This is a genomic window from Nostoc sp. DSM 114159, from assembly GCF_053470285.1.
On record NZ_JBPFEH010000001.1, the window covers coordinates 6,135,796 to 6,158,537 of the forward strand.

At 38.9% G+C, this 22,742-nt stretch carries 12 protein-coding genes; 3 read left to right on the forward strand and 9 right to left on the reverse strand.

The features are described 5' to 3' along the window. Positions 1–34 precede the first annotated feature (34 nt). From ACR5KR_RS25900 to ACR5KR_RS25930, 7 genes are all read right to left on the reverse strand, one after another. On the reverse strand, positions 35–2,263 hold the full coding sequence (locus ACR5KR_RS25900) for a GumC family protein (protein WP_448268498.1): 2,229 nt from the start codon (positions 2,261–2,263) through the stop codon (positions 35–37). 639 nt (positions 2,264–2,902) lie between these two features. Then, complete coding sequence (locus ACR5KR_RS25905; RefSeq protein ID WP_445629885.1) at positions 2,903–4,099, reverse strand: glycosyltransferase family 4 protein; 1,197 nt, start codon at positions 4,097–4,099, stop codon at positions 2,903–2,905. A 277-nt stretch (positions 4,100–4,376) separates the two neighbouring features. Further along, positions 4,377–5,588: an O-antigen ligase family protein gene (locus ACR5KR_RS25910; protein ID WP_445629884.1), complete on the reverse strand. Its 1,212-nt coding sequence runs from the start codon at positions 5,586–5,588 to the stop codon at positions 4,377–4,379. Positions 5,589–5,605: 17 nt separating this feature from the next. Then, positions 5,606–6,706 (reverse strand): glycosyltransferase family 4 protein, encoded by a 1,101-nt coding sequence (locus ACR5KR_RS25915; protein ID WP_445629883.1) that lies wholly within the window; start codon positions 6,704–6,706, stop codon positions 5,606–5,608. 91 nt (positions 6,707–6,797) lie between these two features. Then, positions 6,798–8,231, reverse strand: a complete 1,434-nt coding sequence (locus ACR5KR_RS25920; protein ID WP_445629882.1) for an oligosaccharide flippase family protein — start codon at positions 8,229–8,231, stop codon at positions 6,798–6,800. Positions 8,232–8,471: 240 nt separating this feature from the next. Then, the gene (locus ACR5KR_RS25925; protein WP_448270336.1) at positions 8,472–9,473 is read right to left on the reverse strand and encodes a sugar transferase; all 1,002 of its coding nucleotides are present in this window, start codon (positions 9,471–9,473) and stop codon (positions 8,472–8,474) included. Then, positions 9,425–9,913, reverse strand: a complete 489-nt coding sequence (locus tag ACR5KR_RS25930; RefSeq protein WP_448268499.1) for a hypothetical protein — start codon at positions 9,911–9,913, stop codon at positions 9,425–9,427. The genes ACR5KR_RS25925 and ACR5KR_RS25930 overlap by 49 nt, the downstream gene beginning before the upstream one ends. Before the next feature lie 975 nt (positions 9,914–10,888). Between ACR5KR_RS25930 and ACR5KR_RS25935 the strand changes: the two genes are divergently transcribed. Beyond that, a complete protein-coding gene (locus ACR5KR_RS25935; RefSeq protein ID WP_448268500.1) occupies positions 10,889–11,791 on the forward strand; it encodes a methyltransferase domain-containing protein in 903 nt (300 codons plus the stop codon). Between the two features lie 245 nt (positions 11,792–12,036). Beyond that, positions 12,037–18,006 carry an amino acid adenylation domain-containing protein gene (locus tag ACR5KR_RS25940; protein WP_448268501.1) on the forward strand — a complete coding sequence of 1,990 codons (5,970 nt, stop codon included), beginning with the start codon at positions 12,037–12,039 and terminating at the stop codon, positions 18,004–18,006. 146 nt (positions 18,007–18,152) lie between these two features. Here ACR5KR_RS25940 and ACR5KR_RS25945 read toward each other — a convergent pair whose 3' ends face one another. Then, entirely contained in the window at positions 18,153–19,268 is a 1,116-nt protein-coding gene (locus tag ACR5KR_RS25945) for a hypothetical protein (protein WP_448268502.1), read from the reverse strand. 742 nt (positions 19,269–20,010) lie between these two features. Between ACR5KR_RS25945 and ACR5KR_RS25950 the strand changes: the two genes are divergently transcribed. Beyond that, complete coding sequence (locus ACR5KR_RS25950) at positions 20,011–21,192, forward strand: aldo/keto reductase (protein WP_448268503.1); 1,182 nt, start codon at positions 20,011–20,013, stop codon at positions 21,190–21,192. 102 nt (positions 21,193–21,294) lie between these two features. On the opposite strand, the gene ACR5KR_RS25955 is transcribed toward ACR5KR_RS25950, so the two are convergent. Next, positions 21,295–22,623, reverse strand: coding sequence for a hemolysin family protein (locus tag ACR5KR_RS25955; RefSeq protein WP_445629876.1), 1,329 nt, complete (start codon positions 22,621–22,623; stop codon positions 21,295–21,297). Positions 22,624–22,742: the final 119 nt, after the last annotated feature.

Sequence of the window (22,742 nt, forward strand, 5' to 3'; positions counted from 1 at the left end):
TTGATGTAACTCCTAAAATAATTTTTTAGAAGCTTTATTTCTTCGCTAGTCCCTTAAGCTCTTTTTTCAACTCTCTTGGGTTAAAGTATTCGTGAGAATGATATCGATAACTACTAGATTCATTTTTATCAATGACTCCATTGACTACTAAACCTAGAACGTTGTAATTGGATCTCTCTAATATCTCTTGAGCAGCATTAGCACTGTTGGAATCAATGACTCCGGGTCGAGCTACTAACAAAATACCATCAGTCATTTGGCTTAAAGTCAAAGCATCGGCTGCCAAAAGCAGTGGAGGAGCGTCAATAATTACAAAGTCATACTTATACTGGGATGAGAAACTATCAATGAGTGATGCCATCCGTTTTGAGTCAAGCAAAGCAAGTGGGTTGGGAGGCCTAACTCCAGCAGTTAAAACATCAAGGTTGTCCATTACCTTAGATACAGCAATGTTAAATTCAGCCTGACCTACGAGAACCTCACTCAAACCAACCTCATTGGTTAATTGCCAAAGATGATGTTGAGAAGGAACTCGCATATCTGCATCTATTAATAAAACTTGACGTCCTAGTTGAGCGATCGCTGCTGCCAAATTAGCTGAAACTGTAGACTTGCCTTCTTTAGGAATTGCACTAGTTATCACAATGGTTTTAAGCAATTTATCTGAACTTAAGAATTTCAGATTTGCTTGAATCATCCGATACATTTCACTCGTTAAAGAGTGGGGAGTATCTCTGACGGCAACTGTTTGAGACGTTGATTCTGCATTTGAATCACGGGAACGAAGCTTTTTAACAGACAAAGGAACAATTCCTAGCAAAGTATATCCAAATACATCTCTAATTTCTTTAAGTGTTTTTAGAGATCTATCTCTCATCGCGAGAAAAAGTACAGTTGTGGTAGCAAAAAACAAACCGAACATGACTCCTAGCACCAAAACAATTATTTTTTTGGTTAATGTAGGATCTTCAGGCACTAAAGCCTGAGCAATAATTCGGGAACTAGGGGTATTTGTATTTTCAACTAACTGTAATTCTTGAACCTTTTTCAATAGAGTTTGATAGGTCGATTCTGCAACTTCAACTTTCCGTTCTAACTCCCGCTGGTTTTGTGCCAACTGGGGTATGAGTTTCACCCGCTGTTCATAGCTGGCACGAGAATTATATAAGGACGAGAGTCTTTGAGTTAAGCCAAAACGTTGTATTTCTGATTGCAGAAAGTTTTGTATCAGGCTTTGTCTGAGTTCTCCAATCTGCAATAGGTTCTGGGGAACTTGTGTTTGATTGCCAATAGTCTGACCAACTTGCTGTTGCAAGAGAGATTTTAAATTCGCTTTTTTTGCTTCTAGGTTAATAATTATAGGGTTGTCATCTAGAAAACGGCTGCGCTCAACTGCCAACTGCCGATCGGTCTCTTGAAGTTGTGTAAGAATTCCCTGTACTGCTGGTGACTGACTAAGGGCACTCACAGCGATCGCTTCCTGAGAATTTAGCTCTACTTTCTGCCGTAGTTGATTGGTTTGGGCATTTACCTCATCCAGTTGAGCCTTGACAGTATTCATCTCATTGTCTAGATTTCCAATAGTCGCAACAGCTGACCTTGTCTCCTCTGATAAATCTGCAATCTGATGCTTTTGTTTAAATATACGTAGCGCTACTTCTGCATTATTAACAGCAGCTTGAGTTGTAGGAAGTTGCTTGGCCATAAACTGACGAGTTGCTCCTGCCTCAGAGCGATTTGTCAGAATATCATTTTCTAAATAAAACCTCATAATTGTGTTGACTACTGCCGCTGCTTCTTCAGGATCGTGACTTTTATAAGTAATACGCAATACATCTGTCCCACCAATAATTTTTAGGTTCAGGGCTTTTAGTAGTGCTTTCACCTCCAAAGGTTTACCTTCGTTGTCTTTGAGTTGTAGTTTGTCTATTGTCCGTTGTAATAAAGCTGGGGAAGAAATAACTTCTATCTGACTGCTTATGGGATTTTGAGTTGCTACCAATGGTTTCAAATCTCCTGAGTCTCCTCCTTCAGAGGCAGTAGGGGAAAGATTATTGCCTGCTACTTTAAAACTGGGAACTCTGAATAACAGTTTTCCTTCTGCTTCATAGTCTGGCTTCAGAAATTGTGTAGATATAGCACTCAGAATAACTGTCGCCACAAATATACTGAAAGCAGGCAACCACCAGCGTTTCAATATCAATAAGTAACGATTAAGGTCTAAATCAATAGATTCTCTAGATTCCATAGATTTTTCTGACATAAATCTTCCAAAGTACAGGTCTTAAGCAAGAAACTCAAAATTGACTTATAACAGTCACAAACCAGTGCAATTGACAATACCGATTATGTATAATTTTACAATATAAAATATACTATAGACGAATACGGTTCAGTTAAAGCTTTACTCTTTATCGAAATCCTTTTTTTAACGAAACCGCCAAAGAAGCAAGAAGTGTTTAAATGAAATGTATTATAGTATATTTTTAAGTAAAAATTTAGTCTCCATTGAGTGCAGATGTGTAACGGTGCTGGTACCTTTATTGAGCAAAACTTTTGTTACTTTTGGGATTTCAGGTGAGTTAACTACGTTCTAACTATAACTGCCTTACCATAAATCAACCCTTTAGTAACAGGAGGTTCAATTAAAAATTTTTTCTGCATTAGCCATCAACCACTAATATTCATTCAAATTTATTTCTGGATTATCAAAGACTTGATTTTTTCCTTGAATATTATACGGCTAGATTCCTTGTCATATGAAATATCTTAGCTAAAGCAAAAATTTCAAAGTCAAGTAAAAAATTCTTTATTTTGTCATTTTGTAATTTTTGATCGCAAACATCTACTTATTACTCAACTTACTTACTACTTAATATAGTAATTCTGAAAGTTGAAGTAGCTACCTACTTTGCCAAACTTTATCGTAAGCATCTAACAGTTTTGGAGCTTGATATTGCCATTCAAGAATTTCCTCCATTCTGCGTCGGCCCTCGGCTCCGATCTTTTGTCTACGTTCAGGAGAATCTAGAAGTTCCAAAATTTTCTCGGCAAATTCTACTTCGTCATTAGGCTTTGCATAAAGAGACGCTTCTTGTGCAGAACGTCTTCCCTCTCGCAAATCAAACTGGACAATTGCTTTTCCCATTGCCATATATTCAAGGATTTTATTCATAGTGCAGTTTTCGTTATAAGCAGATGTTGGAGAAGGTTCTACACACACGTCGCAGCTGGAAAGCCGCTCTAAAAGTTCTTCACCTTGCTTAAACCCTGTAAATTCTACAAACTCATTCACTTTTAACTCTTTGGATAAGTCCTTGAGCTTTTCTGCCATAGGGCCACTACCAATTAGCATAAAGTGAATATCAGAGCGATTTTTTTTGTGGACAATGTAATATACCATTCTTAATAGATAATCAATACCCTCTGGTTCTCCCATGACACCCATGTAACCTATCAAGTAGTTTCTACCTCTGCGGTAATTGGGGTTTGGAGGCATTCGGCGAAAGCGCGAAAGATCCGGCGCACTACGAACTACAAATACGTTCTCTGGTTTCTTGTGCCCACGCTTAAGAGCTACCTCTCGGTGTGACTCGTTCGTTGAAATTACCATGTCTGCTGTGGCATAGGTTAAGCGTTCAGCCCACCGTAATCCATAATAAAAAATATCGCGCCGACGATATTTAGCTTCATACATTTCTGGACTGAGGTCATGATGATCGAAGATAATAGATATACCATGAAATAATTTAAACCATACTGCTACCAAGAAAAGTAAATCGGGCGGATTACAAATATGTATGACATCAAAACCACGCTCTCGCCATACCCTTTGAGCTAGACGGAATTGCCAGTTAATTGCCCAACTGTATTCTCGAAGATAGCCAATGACAGAACTTTCTTCCGGTGGTAGGGGATGACGGTAAATGTGAATCTGCTCAATAATTTCGTAATCTTTTTCAAAGCCATTACCCGTAGGCGAAATTACACTAACTTCATACCCAGCTTTTTGTAAAGTAGTTGCTTCCATCCATACCCGTCTATCAAAGGGGACTGGGAGATTTTCAACAATAATTAGTACTTTTTTCGGTGATGCCATAATAATTTCAATTTTTAATTAGTTTAGTAAGTAATTATTCACTTACTCGGAAAAATGGTTGAAACCCTGAATTTATGAGTATAGGCAGGGTAAATGTGAAACGCTACTTTAGTAAAACACTCAGTTGTCAAGTCTAAAATATACCTTATTTCTGGAACTTATATTCATAACTTGGCGAAACTGGCTTAAGTAATAAATATGCATATACACATGATGACAGCTATCAATTTTGCTGTTATTAGCTGGTTACAAGTATATTGATTAATCATCTGACTTTTTACATTTTGACTGAGAGAGATGCCGCCACATACAGTATCCAAGTCAAACTATTTGATTCCATTAAGTTAGACTCAGTGAGGCTAGATAAAAGTATATATGTCATGTGTATAAGTGGCCAAATATCAAATGCTGTTTTGCTACTACGTACCCAAGCAAATCCTTGCAGATAATTGCGCCAAAATCCAAAAAAGAAGATTGCTAAGCCCAAAAGACCCAAATCTAGGCAAAGAGCCAGATATCCATTGTGGGGGTGGCTTGGCGTCCATGCAGCTGCAAGCCAAATATCGGCAGATTCGCCATTCCATCCTTGCCAGAATCCACCATAACCGTAACCAAGCCAAGGATGTTTCCAAATCTTATCAATTACTAATGGCCACAACTCTGTTCTACCCGTTAGCGTCGCATCTTTACCAATTGCATTGAACAGGACATTCGCATTACTAGACAACCAAAAATATAAGCTTTGGCTGATAGTAGCTATCATTATTAGGGTTGGTACCATGAATTGGTAAGACCAACGCCAAATTTGAAAAGCAAAAAATGTCAATATTATGATTAATAGGTTAACTAAAGATGAACCGGAAGCAGAAAGCCGTAAGAGTAGTAGTGACAAGCCAAACCCTGCCCAGAAAAGCCAACTACGTCTTTGAATTTGATAACCAAGTATAAAAAAAGTCATACTACTTGTTACCATTCTTGCTCCCAGACCGTTTTTGTGTGTGAATACTCCACGCCACTTTGAACCATCCAAATCGCTCTGTATTCCGTATTTAGGCAAAGCTATGGCAAAAACAAAACTGAGTATTATAATAATTGCAAAGTTCCAAGCGAGTAAATGTAACTGCTGTTTTAAGCTATATCGCGAAGCAAAATATAGTCCAAATAAACTGGAATTAATCAGGGAAAAACTATTTTTTAATGTTGTTGAGGGTTCAAAAGACCAAATAATAGAAACAGCTGACAATAAAATTAAAGAATAAAGCCAAAAGTCTTTCCTAAGGAAATAAAGAGTTTTCTTCCAACGTAAAACTAGTAGTACTAAGGTAACTAGGTAGATGAAAGAATAAATAATCCGAATCACAGAGCTATCATATTCTACTAAATCACCCTGTCCTGCTCCTCCTGACAGTACAACAACAAAAACTGCCCCTGAATACATCAGCAAGCTCATAATTGTGAATACCTGTTCAAAAATTAGTATTTTTTTCATAATAAATTAACTAATATTTATTTATTTTGCATATTCAGTTCTTTATAATAAACTTGGACTGTTTGAGCGGCAATATTTGACCAATTTAAATCTTCCTGACAGCGAGCTAATGCTGCAGTTTGCATACGTTGTTGCAAATCGCGATCGCTTAACAAATAAATAATGGCATCAGCTAAAGATTGAACATCACGAGGTGGAACTAACAACCCATCTTTTTTATGCTGAATTATCTCACTTAATCCCCCTACTTCAGAGGCTACAACCAAGGTTCCCATGCCATAAGATAAGGCTGCCACTCCACTTTGAGAGGCTTCTATGTATGGTAGAACTGTTATCGTACTGCGTTGAAATAAATTACTGACTTCTTCAAGGGGGATAAAGTCATTGATAATTTCGTAACGTTTCTCATCATAACCATTAGGGAAATATTGTTTGATATTTTCTCCCCGTCCAGCGATAATCAGTTTGACTTCAGGTATACGTTCAGCAATTAAAGGCATAGCCTGAAGTAAATATTTCAATCCTTTGTATGGCCAGATGCGGCCAAAAAATAGTAACGTATTTGGCTCGCGAGTCTGACTATACTTCGTACCCCGACGCTGATACAAACTACCAAGTTCCCCATGTGGTAAAACATTGACTCGCTCTTGAGGTATATGAAATTGTTCAATTAGAATCTTTTTTAGTTGATGAGTATGGACAATCAATTGTTGGGAACGATAGAAGGCAATACGCCTAGTATACTCTGAACCGAATACAGCCATGCTATCTCCTGGGTGACGGAATATGTCGTGGATAGTTGTCACCAATGGCGGCATTTTGTTGAGTAACAAAGTCCAATCATACCAAGGATCGTTAGTTTCTTGCACATGCAAGATATCCGGCTGTATGTCTTTGATAATACGCATCATCTCGTACATCGACAATAGGTTGCGTGGGTCGCGAATCCGTGGTTTTTTAAAGCTAATTACGCGGATGTTAGGATCGAGAACATTGCTACAAACATTTGAAACTTTTTCCGGGTGAATTAGCGTTAAATCAACATATTTAACCAGACTGTTTGCTAATTCAATGGTGTAATCTTCAAAGCTAAAATGTAATAAAGCAACTTTAATCATAATTAAAATTACATCCTTCCTCTTAGATTATTTATTTCATCAGTTTTTATAATTTTATTTTATGAGTTAATAATAATTTATTTGAAACTAATTACTGAGACCTTAACAATTTAAACCATAAAAACCGAAACCCTCCAAATGCACGAATACCTAAATAAATCACAAATAAAGTATAAACACAAGTTGCAATAATTAGAGTTAATATAAAGTTTAAACTAAGTTTTTGTAAAAATATTAATATAGGTAGCATCACAATAGTTATTATTAATGGTCGGCGTACAATTCGCCATAAATTTAATGAAAATAGGCGAGTATAGGTGAAATAAATATACTGGCTAAAACCAGAAATAGTCATCAATAATGCCATTAAAGCTGCACCTAGTAACTGATAGCGCGAAACTAATACCACACCTCCTAAGCTCCCTAATGTACTAGTAATAACTACTTCACGTAAGTTCACTATCTCGAAACCATTGGCTACCAGTAAATAAGTCAGTGAGCGTGTAAACGGCAAAAAAATCAGTGACGCGGCGCTGATCGTAAGAGCTATATTTGCTTCAGCAAAGCTAGCATTATAGAGAAAAACTAATAAATCTTTGCCAAATAATAATATCCCAAGAAACAAGGGCAGTGCGATGATGAGTAAGATTTCGATAATATTTTCAGCTATCTGCTTCTGCTTTTCTCTTCCTAGTTCTACTGCTTTTGAAAGCCTTGGAAATATTGCTAAACTCATACTGTTAGCAATAATCATAAAGGGTTGTAATAATTGTGTTATTCCGCCAAATAAACCTACTAAAAACTCATTTCCTAATAATGAAAGGATCAGTATTTGAATTCTGCCAATTACTACAGCTATTGCTTCAATAGCAAAAAATGTGCGCGCATTTTTGATTGTATTTAAGACAAAATCCCTATCAATTTGCCATTTAATTTTTACTAAGCGAGCGATAAAAATCCATTCAATTACCAAAATTAATGTTTCAGAAAAAACTAGGATCGCCCCCAAATATTCAATTCCATATTTTAGTTGCATCGCCCAAATCATGATTATTAGGCGTAAAATATAAACTGGCACTGTAGCGATCGCAATCAGATGCATCTTTTCTTTCGCTTGAAAAATTGCCTCTGTGATATTAGAAAGCGCAAAGGGGATGATCGTTAAACCCATTATGTAACAAACAATTGAGGTTTTGGTACTATAGGGAAGTAAAAATACTACAATCACCAATGCTCCATAACTGAAAAAACTAAATATTAGCTGTAAGCAAGTACCACTCATTAAATAGACTGATGTTTTTTGTGGTTCACGAGCTAGTTCTCTAGTAAACAATGTTTTTAGCCCTTGTGAAGCAATGCCTACAAAAATAAAATAGTAGCTATATGCTAGTAGATACTGTCCTAAAGCCTCGGCTCCTAGAGTACGAGCAATAGAAGCGGTTAACACAAAGGCTGTAACACTTTGTACTAACCGATTGAGTATCATTGAGAAGGAATTACTTATGAATTTGTACTTTTCTACCATTCTTATAATTCTTAATTCAGCTTAATTCTTTTATTTGGAGTCACCATGATTTTTTCGGATACATCCTTATAGATTTTTCTAGAGTGTTTTCAAGCAAAACAAGTAACTAATTACTCAGTGTAATGTAAAAAAATCTCAATTGAATCCGCCACAAATTAAACTGAAACTGCAATAAATTTATTGATTTATCCGAAAAGGAAATTCTTTAATCATAGCTGCCCAGCTATAGATTTTTCCTCGTTAGTAAGCACCATCTTTTCGCAAAACCACCATAACTGTTTTAAGGAGAATTTCAAAGTCTAACTTAAGTGACCAATTTTCGATATAGTTCATATCGAGATGAATCACTTGTTCAAAATCTAAAATATTTGAGCGACCTGAAACTTGCCAAAGACCGGTAATACCAGGTAATATTTCATGTCGAATAAAATGATGTTCAGAAAACTTTTCAACATCTCTAGTAGGTAAAGGGCGAGGTCCTACTATACTCATTTCTCCAAGGATAACGTTAAAAAGTTGAGGTAATTCGTCTAAACTGTAACGACGGAGAAATTTTCCAACACGGGTAATGCGAGGATCATCTTTAATTTTAAAGATAATCCCATCTTTTGTTTCATTTAATGCTTCTAATTCTTTTTGTAACTTTTCTGCGTCAGACCTCATTGTTCTGAATTTCCATACTTTAAACTGTTGACTATGTAAACCTATACGCGTTTGTTTGTAGAATACTGTACCTGGAGAGTCAAGTTTTATAGCTATAGCTATAGCTATATAAATGGGGAAGAATAACATTACAAATAAAGTCGCAAAACAGAAATCACAGCTACGCTTTATCCAAAAATCCTTACCTGTAATTATCGGACAATCCAAACTTAGACAAGGCATTCCCCCTATTTTGTTGAATTGTACGTTTTTATAAATTGGTTTTAATTCCATCGGTAAAATATGTACTTGTATTCCAGATGCTTGAAATAACCAGCACAAAAACATTCTATTTTTTAGCGCATCCCAAGATATAAAAACTTCTGTCACCCCTAGTTGATTAAGCTGAGTCAATGTTTGCTGACGCTGATATCTGTCTAGTGAATTGGCATTCGCAGTTCCAGATATAATGTAATGCTTTTCTTTTTTTATAAAACTCTCAATTTGCTCGCGATCTTGAGGATCGCAAATAATGAAAACAGAAGAACGAACTATTTTTTTTGCTTGCGTAGATATTCTAGAGTAATATTTACAGCATATCTACCAGTACAAACAAAAAATATACTTAGCAACCAAGGTAATAATATTAAGTTTGGACGTGTTATATCAATAACTGGTTTATACAAAAAGCTAACTAATAGTATTAATCCATGAGCAAAAGTTAGCGATTTGATAATATTGAAATAGTCATAACGTTTTTGACCTTCTCGATAAATACCTTCGACAGCTAGCGATCCTATTTGAATCCCAATAGCTGTTAAAATCGGTAGATAATGACTCGTTGTATACCAACTAAAGTGTCCGTAAGTAGATTGATATGCTGCTAAAACCCAAGCTAGAAATAAAAGAGTACAGTCTACTAAGAATAATGTTGTTAATCTCAACCACCACGAACCCTTACGTACCGTGACAAATGTCGATGCACGTAAATCCAAAGGTACTTCACTGAATTTATTTGTTGTAATGCTTTGATGACTCATAAGTAGGAACACTTGGTGTAGGTAAAATCTGATAGGAGCTTAAATATACAAGACAATTTGGCTATCTCACTATTTTTATTTGCAAAGAAAACTTGACTTTTTAGTCTTGGTCTTAACCATTTTTTTTGGAGTAACTTTAAGTTCTCGATTAAAAATATTCTCTAGGTCGGTTTTAGTACTGTTTTACTACCGAGATACCTTGGTTTAGTTGCAGTATATAATCACATTTTAGTCTGTAAAAATTAATGAAAAAAAGATTTGTTGGTCAATTTAGATTATTAGTAGTTAAACAAAACTGCTGATGTTAAAAATCAAGCAAGTAGGCAAAATAAAAATAAAGTATGATGATTTTTCAGATCGCTAATACATCAGCTTAATTATGGATATCGCAGATATCTTGGAGAGTTTCACTTCTTTCTTCGAGGTATACAATTATTTATATAACCTCAGAAATTACTCTAGCATATTTATTTAGACTAATTCAGCTTTGAATATAAAGTTGTCTTATTATATCTGTTGTTTTTACGCATAATTACTGATTAGAAATTATATTACATAACCTATAACAAAATGCATTAAAAATTTGAATTTTGCAACAAAACTTTACATTGTTGACTCAAGTCAGTTTCAAAAACATTTCTAAATGAAGTCTTAAAAGGGCAGCAACCTTAACGATGAGGCTGTAGTTTAGATTAGAAGACTGATGTTACAAACATAGTTGGGTTTTATAGGGTTGCGTGAATTATCCAAAAAAATAAGATTATGACTTTACATTAAATTTATATAATTCAAGGCAAAATGAAGATTTTGTAAAAACTATCTTTCATCAAGTAGATTTTACTGAGATAGGATAATGTACCTTTATAATTACGTGTAAGTGTTTGTATTTATTCGGTAAAACAGAAATTTAATTTTTGGGATTCAACTGTAAGAATTTCGAGTTTCATTTCAATCAATAAAACACAGGGTGAAAGTATGGTGACTATTAAATTAGATATAGTAGATCGATTGGGCAGGTTTTTAAACAATAAAAAGTGGCGTTTGTTGACAAATTTGCGTCTAAACAATTTAAAAGTTAATAAAATTTTACGAGCAACAAATGATTCGGAGATAGGCGAAGTAAAAATAGAAATAAACAATTTATATTTTTCTGAAAAAGATTATAGGGATTTTATAAATTCGGATGTATTAACTAAATATAATCAACTTGATTACATCCATTCCAAGCCACTTGAATATCTAACGACAATGACTCTATTAGATTTGAAAGAAGGTGATGAAATACTAGATGCTGCTGGTGGTGAAAAAGCTGAATATATAAAGGCTTTAATGGCAGTTTCAAAGTTCAAATTGAATGCTTACTGTCAAGACTCCTTATTGGATGGAAAAGTCACAGATGGAATTAAGTACATTGGTGGATCTATTGATGCAATCCCTCTCCCAGATGAATCTTTAGATGGAATTAGCTGTCATCACTCTTTTGAACATTTTCGAGATGATTTGGATATTAAGTTTATTAAAGAGGCAGTACGTTTATTGAAAGCGGGCAGAAAACTTGTCATTGCACCGCTATTTTTAACTAACGAATATGCGGAAATCTGGAACAATAAACGAATTCAGAAGCCCAATGTTGACAAAGCAATCACAATTTTTGACAATACTGCAAGCTTTGCTGGATGGGGTGCATATGAAGGCTTTGCTAGAACTTATAGTCCTGCTGCATTTAAAACAAGAATTCTTGATAACTTACCTAGCAACTGCTACGCAAAAATCTACAAGGTTATTGTAGATGGGAAACCTGTGCCAGACCTGCAAAAAAATTATCATCAACCTCTGCTCAATGCTGAAATGAAGGCACTGGTAATAGTCAAAAACTAAAGAGCAACTTTTTAGTTTGATAAGTTTTATAGCTATTTGCAATTATTTGGAGTAAAAATAATTAGTAGGGGCGCACAACATATGTGTGTGCTCCTAGTGTTTGTATCATTCAAGATTGCTATATGTTGGTTATGTGATATTAGTAGATTCTGCTCATTTTCTAGAGATAGAGAGCTGTATTTGCTCATATCTTTTTTAGTCATAAACCTTTAATTATTTATGCCCACTGGAACTTAATATAGAAAATGCAGATAAATAGTAAGACATCAGAATATAAGCAAAATATTACCTTAAATACCTTAACTAATATCATCGACACTCAAGTTTTACAAGAATTAAATGATACCCAAGTAGTTGATAGTCAGGATCTGTGCATTCATCAAATGTTTGAGATGCAAGTAGAGCGATCGCCCCAAGCCATTGCAGTAGTATGTGAAAATAAACAACTTACTTATCAACAGTTAAATCAGCGGGCGAATCAACTAGCGCACTACCTACGTTCTTTAGGCGTTGGGCCGGAAGTACTTGTAGGTATATGCTTAGAGCGCTCTTTAGAGATGATTGTAGGACTAATGGGCATTCTCAAAGCTGGAGGCGCTTATGTGCCTTTAGATCCGGCATATCCTTCAGAACGTTTAGCTTTTATCTTGGAAGACACCCAGACACCAGTATTGTTAACCCAAGAAAAATTGGTAAAGAACTTACCACCGCATCAGGCGCAAGTGATTTGTCTGGACTTAGACTGGCAAGGGAATATTCAAAATAGTCAAGAAAATCCTGTCAACCAAACTACGGCTGATAACCTCATCTACGTAATCTACACATCTGGTTCTACAGGACAGCCCAAGGGTGTAATGATCCCTCACCGTGGTATCTGCAATCAACTCCACTGGAAGCAAACAACTTTTGGATTAACTCACGCAGACAAAGTTTTACTGACTATTTCTTTTAGCTTTGATCCCTCAGTGTGGCAGATATTCTGGCCATTGTGCTTTGGGGGGCAATTATTTATGGCTCGCCCTGGTGGACATCAAGACACAGCCTACCTTGTGAAGGTGATTTCTGAGCAGCAAATCACAGTTTTGGCTTTAGTACCTTCCATACTGCGTGTCTTATTGGAAGAGAAGGGAATTGAGAATTGTCGATTTATCAGACACATTACCTGCGGTGGTGAAGCTTTACCTGGCGAACTTATAGAACGCTTCTTTGCCCAACTGAATTTGGACAATGTTTTACATAATTGTTACGGCCCGACAGAAGCTTCTATTGATACTACTTTCTGGAGTTGCCAACGAGACAGTAATTATGCTACTTCACCTATTGGCCGTCCGATTACCAATGCAGAGATTCACATCCTTGATGACAACTTGCAGCCAGTGCCTATTGGTGAATCAGGTGAACTGCATATTGGCGGTATTGGTCTAGCGCGAGGCTATCTTAACCGTCCAGAATTGACCACAGAGAAGTTTATTTTTAACCCCTTTAGCTCTGAACTTGGGGCGCGCCTTTACAAAACTGGGGACTTAGCACGTTATTTGAGCGATGGTAATATCGAATTTCTCGGTCGCATTGACGATCAAGTTAAAATACGTGGCTTCCGAATTGAATTAGGAGAAATTGCAGCTATATTAGCTCAACATCCGGCACTGACACAGACTTTAGTCATAGCTAGAGAGGATGTTCCTGGGGACAAGCGACTAGTAGCATATATTGTTACCCGTCCAGAGCAAATTCCTAGCCAGGCTGAATTGCGTCGCTTTTTGGAAACTCGGTTGCCTGAATACATGGTGCCTAGTTTCTTTGTATTTTTGGACACCCTACCATTAAATCCCAACGGTAAAATAGACCGCCGCGCCTTACCTGCACCGGATACATCTGATATTAAGCTGTCAACTAACTTTGTTCCACCTCAGAATTCGACAGAAGAAGTCTTGGCTGGCATTTGGGCAAAAGTTTTGCGTCTGGAACAAGTAGGCATCCATGACAATTTTTTTGAATTGGGAGGGCATTCACTGCTGGCCACTCAAGTGATGTCTAGAGTTCGTCAAGCTTTTCAAATAGAAATACCGTTGCAACTCTTATTTGAGAATCCCACGATCGCTACTTTAGCTCAAGCGATGCCTACGGCAACCCGAAGCGGGAACGCCCAAAACCAAACTCCAGAAAACGATCCCCAAAATCAGACTATTCCTCAAATAGCCAATCGGCAATCAGCACCTCTATCCTTTGCCCAGCAGCGAGTTTGGTTTTTGGAGCAGTTGGAACCCAACAGCCGAGCATATATAGTCTCCAATGCACAACGCTTAACGGGCAAGTTAAACCTGGGTATATTACAACAGTCACTAGATGCGATCGTTGTCCATCACGAGGCATTGCGAACCAACTTTATTACATCACTTGATGGTAGCCCCATACAAGTAATTGGCACGCCTCGGCCAGTAGAACTTAAAATCATTCAGGTAACAAAAGAGCAAGTAGAATTTCTTCTCAATCAAGAGGTGCAACGCCCCTTCAACTTAGAATCTGACTTGATGCTGCGTGCTACTTTGCTCCAAGTAGACGAGCAGGAGCATATACTCTTGTTAATGATGCACCACATCGCTTCAGATGGTTGGTCAATTGGTATTCTTTGGCAGCAGTTAATAGCCCTTTATAAAGCATTTTTGAGTAGTAAGCCTTCCCCATTAGCAAAATTGCCCATTCAGTATGCAGATTTTGCTGTGTGGCAGCACCAGTGGCTATCAGGTGAGGTACTTTCCAAGCAAATTGACTATTGGAAAACCCAATTAGCAGGTGCTAACACTGTACTGGAATTGCCCACCGACCGACCACGGCCGCCAGTGCAAACTTACCAAGGAGCAGCTCAATCTCTGATGCTACCGCAGACTTTGAGTGCATCACTCACAGAACTCTCGCATCAAGAGGGTGTCACTCTATTCATGACATTGCTGGCAGCTTTTGGGACAATACTGCACCGCTACACAGGGCAAGAAGACATTCTTATTGGTTCTCCCATTGCCGGACGTAACCGTTCTGAGATTGAAGAGTTAATTGGATTTTTTATTAACACCGTTGTTTTACGGACTGATTTTACCGAGAACCCCAGTTTTCGTTCAGTGCTAAATCGAGTCCGCCAGATGGCATTAGCTGCTTATGCCCATCAAGATATGCCCTTTGAGAAACTGGTAGAAGAACTGCAACCAGAGCGAGATACCAGTCGCAACCCACTGTTTCAAGTGTGGTTTAATATGCTCAACTTAAGGGACATCCAACTAGAACTACCTGGAGTGGCTATCGAACCAGTCTCGATCCTAGAAACAGCTTCTAAGTTCGACTTAACCCTTTACGTTACAGAACAAAATCAAGGAATCCAACTTGATTTAGTTTACAACACCGATCTGTTTACTTCAGAACGGATGATGGAAATGCTTCATCAATTCCATCATTTGCTAAATCAAATTGTTGCTGCTCCAGAAAGGAAAATTAGTTTATATTCTCTGGTGACACCAAAAGCACAACTTTTGCTGCCAGAGCCAAGGGCAGTTTTGCCAGAACCAGAGTATGAATTGACAACAACAATGTTTACCTCTTGGGTAAATCGTACCCCAGAACATTCATCACTTCGTCAAGGAATTCGTACTTGGAATTATGGGGAATTGGGCAAAATAGCTCAAACTTTAGCACAGGTTTTGTTATCTCACGGAGTAGAGCCGGGAAATGTCGTAGCCGTATATGGTACACGCAGCTTTGGGCTAATTGCCAGTATGCTGGGCGTACTCTTGAGTGGTGGTGTGTTGCTCACCCTCGATCCGAAACTTCCTAGCGATCGCCAGCGCTTGATGCTACAAGAAGCTAAAGCTAAATACATATTATATATTGATGGTCAGCGTCCAGAAGACGAAAATATAGGGGAGTCTTTAACTAGCATCTGTGTTAACCGAGACACAGGAGAAGCTATAAATTTCCAAAAGAGGATTGAAGCGGTAAATTTACCTGACATCGCTGCCGACGATGCAGCTTATATTTTCTTTACTTCCGGCACTACTGGTGTACCCAAAGGAGTGCTGGGGTGTCATAAAGGGTTGGCGCATTTTCTCAACTGGCAGCGACAGACCTTTGAAATTAATCAGCAAGACCGCGTTGCTCAATTAACTGGTCTTTCTTTTGATGTCGTTCTTAGAGATATCTTTTTACCTTTAACTAGTGGTGCAACCCTATGCTTGCCAGAAGAAGAGGATAACCTAGAACCAACGAGAATTCTGCGTTATTTGGAAAATGAGCAAATTTCTGTACTGCATACAGTTCCTTCGCTGGCGCAATTATGGTTAGCGAATGTGCCGTCAGGAGTCTCTTTACGTAACTTACGCTGGTTGTTCTTGGCTGGAGAACCTCTGAAGGAAACCCTTGTAGTTCGCTGGCGGGATGCTTTTCCTGAATCTGGTGAAATAGTTAATCTTTACGGCCCGACAGAGACAACCTTGGCAAAGTGTTATTACCGAGTACCTGTTGAGTGTAGCCCTGGCGTACAGCCAGTAGGATTGTCGCTGCCTCAAACCCAAGCACTGGTTTTCACATCAAATAACCAACCATGCGGTATTGGCGAACCGGGCGAGATTGTAATCCGAACTCCATTCCGCAGTTTGGGCTATATCAATGCCCAGCAAGAAAACCGTTCTCGATTTGTCAAGAACCCTTTTCGGAACGATCGCCACGATTGGCTTTATTATACAGGCGATCGCGGCTGCTATCGTCCAGATGGCTCTCTAGAAATTCTCGGTCGTCAAGATCATCAAGTCAAGATCCGGGGGATACGCATTGAGCCAGGGGAAATTGAAACGGTGTTAGCCCAACACCCAGATGTACTCCAGACTGTAGTGATTGCTCGTGAAGATGTTCGCGGCGAGAGATGTTTAGTGGCTTACATTATACCGAATCAAGACTCAGCAATTGCGATTACTGATATCCGGGGTTTCCTGTTGACAAAATTGCCACAATACATGCTACCTTCGGCTTTCGTTGTGCTGGACACCATGCCCTTAACCCCCAACGGCAAGGTAGACCGTCGCGCTCTACCAGCACCAGACTTATCAAGGCAAGAGCCAGAAGCCAGCTTTGTTGCTCCCCGCAATCAAGTGGAACGTCAATTAACCCAGATTTGGGAACAAATTTTAGGCGTCCAACCGATTGGTGTTAAGGATAACTTCTTCGAGCTAGGAGGACATTCTATCCTAGCAGTAAAACTATTTTGGCAAATTGAAAAGACATTTAATAAAAACCTGCCGCTTGCTATTCTTTTCCAGTCAGGTACTATAGAGGCTCTAGCCAAAATAATTTGCCAAGAAGATTTAACAAAAAACTCGGTTTTAGTAAATACCTTAGACCAATCAAAATCTTGGTCATCCTTAGTAGAAATTCAATCCAACGGTTCCAAGCCACCTTTTTTCTGTATTCACGGGCTGGGTGGAGAAGTCTTGTGTTTCCGGGAATTGGCATTGCATCTGGGGACAGAACAACCATTTTACGGATTACAACCACGGGGATTAGATGGAAAACATCCTTTCCATACCCGCATTGAAGATATGGCAGCGCACTACATTCAAGAAATTCAAACCCTTCAACCTCATGGCCCTTATTTTCTCGGAGGTTATTCTTTTGGGGGTACAGTTGCCTTCGAGATGGCTCGACAACTCCAAAAGCAAGGCGAACAAGTTGGCATTTTAGTTATGCTTGATAGTTGTCGTATAGGTTATAGCTGGCAAGCGCCATTTCTCAAGCGAGTGTTTTTGCATTTAAATAATATTGTTCAACAAGGGCCTAACTACCTTTGGCAAAAAGTTGTGAGATGGAGTTATTGGCGTAAGCGAGAACTGCAAAATACATATAACCGTTACTTGGAAGACGTACTTCATGTACCTGAAACTGACAAGCATTTAAAGATTATAGATACTAACACTCAAGCTCTTAGTGACTATATTTTTTCACCTTATCTTGGTCGAGCTATTCTTTTGCGGACAGAGGATAAAAATCGGGACGAAGCTATAGGCATAGAATACGATCCTCAATTTGGCTGGCGTGACATAGTAGTTGGAGGATTAGATATCGATTACATTCCCGGATCTCACCTTGACATACTTAAAGAACCTCATGTACAAGTGTTAGCTGAAAAATTGAGAAATTGCTTAACTCAGGCGCAGTCTCAGTCTACAAAGAATTAAAATGAAAAACCACAATGCAAAATAGTCAAAAATTTAAATGGCAACGGATTCTATTGTTGCTGTGGTGCTACTAGAAACCGTTTACCACGAATGGCAAAAGCGCTCTGGGCTGGTGTATACGTTTTAATTAGCTTGGTTGGAGAAAATTAAACAGCTACACTAATCGCAGCAGCACTTGCAGCAGCAGCAGCAGAGAAAAAAGCCGTGCTAAACAGCCACCAAGCAGCAGTTTCTGCCACCTTTTGGGTAGCTTCCGCTTGCTGTCTAGCTTGCTGCTGGCTAATTTGGTTAATGAATTGCTCTAGCTTGGCACTCAGTCGCTCGGGCTTTAGCTCGTCTGGTTCGCCAGACTTTAGAGCGATCGGCAATCCATTAGTTTGCACTTTTTGGGGTTGCTGACCCCAAATCTGCTGCCAAAAGCCTTCAAAAGAGTCTACAAACCAATTAATGTCTTGTTTTGACAAATCTGTACGACTATCGACTATATCCACAAAGGTTTTACGACCGATATTGCGTAAGTAATTCTCCTTACTGAGAGATTGCATTTCTGGTTGGGCGACTAATTTTTCAAACTCATCTTCAATTTCTAGTCGCTCTTCCTGAGATAGTTGTAGCTGGTTTAAATAATTGTCTATTGCCTTGCGGATACTGGTTCGATCTACCGCTGAACCCAGTTCGTTACGAACTGCGGTTGCCGCTGCATCTGCTGTGGAAACAACGCGATCGCCGATCGTCTTCGCACCAAAGGCTATAGTTGCTGTACCAATAATGCCTTGCAAGCCAGAAGTTGCCCGATCTAAAACAGAACTGAGTACCGAGCCTACCGTAGTAGCACTGACCCATACCAGTAAAAAGAAGTAGGCTGCCCAAATGAGCAGACCAATAATTGCTGCCAATAGCGGGTCATGTAATGGGCAAAGTTTCACCGCTAGAAAACAAGCAAGAAATAATGTAATGCTTACAGTTCCTAAGGTTCGCAACCCAACTATTATCCCAACTTGATTAATCTTATCGTCCATCAATGCTTGGCTGTTAGTATCTGATTCATGCTCAGGAGTGGAGTATGAAATTCCCAAGGCAATGAAAAAGTTAGCTAGCAGCAGCTGAAAGGCAAAGGCCAGCAACAGTCCAGCTATCAAGACTAAAAAACCTTGAGTGCCTGAGAAGAAAAGCGCAGCATCTTCTGAAGCCGTAAATTCTTGAGCGATGACAAGCTGTGCTGTCCAACCCTGCGTGCTGCACAGTCCCACTATTGTATCCATACCCACCAAAATAGTAAAATGCCAGTTTTGCTACTGTTTATTTATTGGTAATAGATTTGCTGTCGATTTTTATCTCTCTAACGGCCTAAGCTTGAATTTATCCATTTTTGATTCAATCAAGCAGAGTAAACAGCAATATCTCTTAAACGCTCAAATAAAAGACGAGGGACTTTTATCATTTGAGTGGTTTCAGGAGAAGTTGAAAAAGTGCTAGCCCATAAAAATCGCCTAACTATAGCCCAATACGGTTCAGTTAGGACTACGCAGTGCTAATAACAAGGAAAACAGGAGGATTCGTTTTAGTACTAATACTTCGGTGTTTAAGCTTTTTTGAGCGAACTTTGATACAGGTTTTTTGATAACTCTAGGATTGGTTCGATAAACACGTTTAGGCAATAAATTGAACAACTACGATTCCGTCGAAATCCTGAAGCTTACTTAGCAACTCTTGAGAAACTAATGCTCTAGCAAACTGGCGTTTTACAACTATTGATGCACGCATTAAGCTTAAACAACTCTGTCCCTCGTTTCAACCCTGACAGACTAACAGTATGAGATAATTATTCTGTGGAACTAGAATATTGGTAGGTAAAAATCCAATAACCAAAAGACCTGACCGATTTAAGAATGCGATGAATATTGCTAGTGTCACAGATTGAACAGAGGAAATGATTGTGGCACTAAAAGCTGAAATGACTATCGTTGTTAGATTTTAAGTTGGTAAGCAATCCACAATCCACTGATGCTATATAGAAGATTTGGGCGCACAGAATTACAGATGCCAGTGTTTTCCTGCGGTGGCATGAGATATCAGTTCAAATGGGAAGATGTTCCCAATCATGAAATTCCTGCTGATAACCAGGCAAATTTGGAAACGACTATTAGAAGGGCAGTCGAAGTTGGAATTAATCATATTGAAACTGCTCGTGGTTATGGCACTTCTGAAATGCAATTGGGGAGAATATTACCCAAATTTCCCCGCGAAAAGTTGATTGTTCAGACGAAAATCAATCCAAAGGCAGATGCGAAAGAATTCCGAGAGACGTTCGAACAATCTTTGAAAAATCTCCAACTAGATTATGTTGACCTTTTAGGGTTGCACGGCATTAATCATCCTGAGTCGTTAGAGGACAGCATCCGTCCCGGCGGCTGTTTGGAAGTAGCGCAGCAGTTGCGAGCAGAAGGAAAAGTTAGATTTATCGGCTTTTCCACACACGGCTCGACAGATATAATTGTGCAGACAATTAATACCAATCAATTTGATTACGTGAACCTGCACTGGTACTACATTAATCAATGGAATTGGGCGGCAATCGAAGCAGCTAAACGCCACGATATGGGGGTGTTTATTATTAGCCCTTCTAATAAAGGAGGTTTGTTGTATGAGCCTCCCAAAAAATTAGTCAATCTTTGCGCTCCATTGAGTCCAATGGTGTTTAATGATTTGTTTTGTTTGAGTCATCAAGAGGTACATACCCTAAGTTTGGGAGCAGCAAAACCACAAGATTTTGATGAACATCTGAAGACTTTAGAATTACTAGATCGAGCATCAGAAATTTTGCCGCCAATTTTATCAAGATTGGAACAAGAAGCGATCGCTACTTTGGGAGAAAATTGGGTAAAATCTTGGGAAACAAATCTACCAAATTTTGACGAAACCCCTGGTGAGGTAAATATTCGGGTGATTTTGTGGCTGCGGAATTTAGCGATCGCCTACGATTTAGTAGACTACGCTAAAATGCGCTACAATCTGCTTGGTAATGGCGGCCACTGGTTCCCCGGCAACAAAGCCGATCGGCTAGATGAATTAGACTTGCGGCAATGTCTCGTCCATAATCCCTACGCTGAAAAAATCCCCCAACTTCTGGAACAAGCTCATCATTTGTTGGCGGGTGAAGCTGTCAAACGTCTATCTCGCACTTGATATGCATAGATCGGGCATTGGTTATGGCGTATGAGAAATAGGAGACAATAATTATCAATGCCCAATGCCCAATGCCCAATACCCAATGCCCAATGCCCAATGCTAATCAGATTTTTTCGTATCTGCTGATTTAACTGCCTTCGGTACGACTAGCACCTTATCAACGCGATTACCATCCATATCCATCACTTCAATTCGCATACTTTGCCATTCAAAATGATCTGCTGCGGCAGGAATACGACCTAAATGGGTAATCACAAAACCGCCTAATGTTTGATAACTGCCGCGTTCTTCAGATTCCCATTCTTCCATACCAAAAAGTTCCAAAAACTCCTCTACAGGCAACATCCCATCCAAAAGCCAGGAACCATCTTCGCGTTGTACAGCTTGTGGTTGATCTTGTCCATCCGTTGAAGGAACATCACCCACGATTTCACTCATGATGTCGTTGAGAGTAACTAATCCTTGAATTACGCCGTATTCATCCACTACCAGCGCCATGTGAGTGATAGTTTGCTTGAACAATTCCAAAACTTTCAAGCCACGGGTGCTTTCTGGCACAAATACAGGCTGTCGCAATCCGATGGTCAAGTCTAGTGGTTCCCCTCGGAAACTCCTGGCTAATAAGTCAGTGACAGGAATAACACCCAGCACATTGTCAAGTCCCCCCTGACAAACTGGATACCGAGAATAAGCACTATCAACCATTTTAAGGCGATTTTCTTCGGCAGAGTCGTCTAAGTCTAGCCAAACAATATCAGGACGGGGTGTCATTAAGTAACTAACAGGGCGATCGCCTAAACGAAAGACTCGCTCTACCATATCCTGTTCAGCTTCCTCAAAGGTTCCCGCCTCAGTGCCTTGCTCGATTAAGATTTTAATTTCTTCTTCGGTGACTTGCGGCTCAGTAGAAGCTGTAATTCCCAGCACTCGCAAGATCAAATCTGTAGAAGCACTTAAAAGAAAGACTACTGGAGAAGCGATCGCAGCCAAGGCTTGCATCGGAATCGCTACAATCGAGGCAATCCTTTCTGGATTATTTAATGCCAGACGCTTTGGTACCAATTCGCCAACAATGAGTGACAAATAGGTAATGATCAAAACCACTATTCCAAAAGATATCGGTTCGCTATAAGGTGCTAACAAAGGTACAAGTCGCACATAGACTGCCAGTCGGTTGGCAATTGTTGCTCCTCCAAAAGCACCAGTTAAGATACCGATTAAGGAAATACCCACTTGAACAGTTGACAGGAAATGATTGGGAGACTCTGCTAATTTCAATGCTGCCATTGCCTTGGCATCTCCTTGATTGGCAAGCTGTTGTAACCTTACTTTCCGTGCCGAGACAATCGCCATCTCAGACATAGAAAACACGCCGTTGGCAATAATTAGCACCAAAATGATTGAAATTTCAAAAGTGATGGGGGACATGTTTAAAATTGCCGCTTATCAGAGCGAATGTAGCTCAATACCTAGTATCTAGTATTAAAGGTGCTTCGATAAATACTTTGACTATACACAAAGTAGTAGTTATAGTTCTTAAGTTTATT

Excerpts from the sequence above, each read along its gene's own strand:
- ACR5KR_RS25900 (WP_448268498.1), bottom strand. The coding sequence starts at position 2,263 with ATGTCAGAAAAATCTATGGAATCTAGAGAATCTATTGATTTAGACCTT.
- ACR5KR_RS25905 (WP_445629885.1), bottom strand. The coding sequence starts at position 4,099 with ATGGCATCACCGAAAAAAGTACTAATTATTGTTGAAAATCTCCCAGTC.
- ACR5KR_RS25910 (WP_445629884.1), bottom strand. The coding sequence starts at position 5,588 with ATGAAAAAAATACTAATTTTTGAACAGGTATTCACAATTATGAGCTTG.
- ACR5KR_RS25915 (WP_445629883.1), bottom strand. The coding sequence starts at position 6,706 with ATGATTAAAGTTGCTTTATTACATTTTAGCTTTGAAGATTACACCATT.
- ACR5KR_RS25920 (WP_445629882.1), bottom strand. The coding sequence starts at position 8,231 with ATGGTAGAAAAGTACAAATTCATAAGTAATTCCTTCTCAATGATACTC.
- ACR5KR_RS25930 (WP_448268499.1), bottom strand. The coding sequence starts at position 9,913 with ATGAGTCATCAAAGCATTACAACAAATAAATTCAGTGAAGTACCTTTG.
- ACR5KR_RS25935 (WP_448268500.1), top strand. The coding sequence starts at position 10,889 with ATGGTGACTATTAAATTAGATATAGTAGATCGATTGGGCAGGTTTTTA.
- ACR5KR_RS25940 (WP_448268501.1), top strand. The coding sequence starts at position 12,037 with ATGCAGATAAATAGTAAGACATCAGAATATAAGCAAAATATTACCTTA.
- ACR5KR_RS25945 (WP_448268502.1), bottom strand. The coding sequence starts at position 19,268 with ATGGATACAATAGTGGGACTGTGCAGCACGCAGGGTTGGACAGCACAG.
- ACR5KR_RS25950 (WP_448268503.1), top strand. The coding sequence starts at position 20,011 with ATGCTATATAGAAGATTTGGGCGCACAGAATTACAGATGCCAGTGTTT.
- ACR5KR_RS25955 (WP_445629876.1), bottom strand. The coding sequence starts at position 22,623 with ATGTCCCCCATCACTTTTGAAATTTCAATCATTTTGGTGCTAATTATT.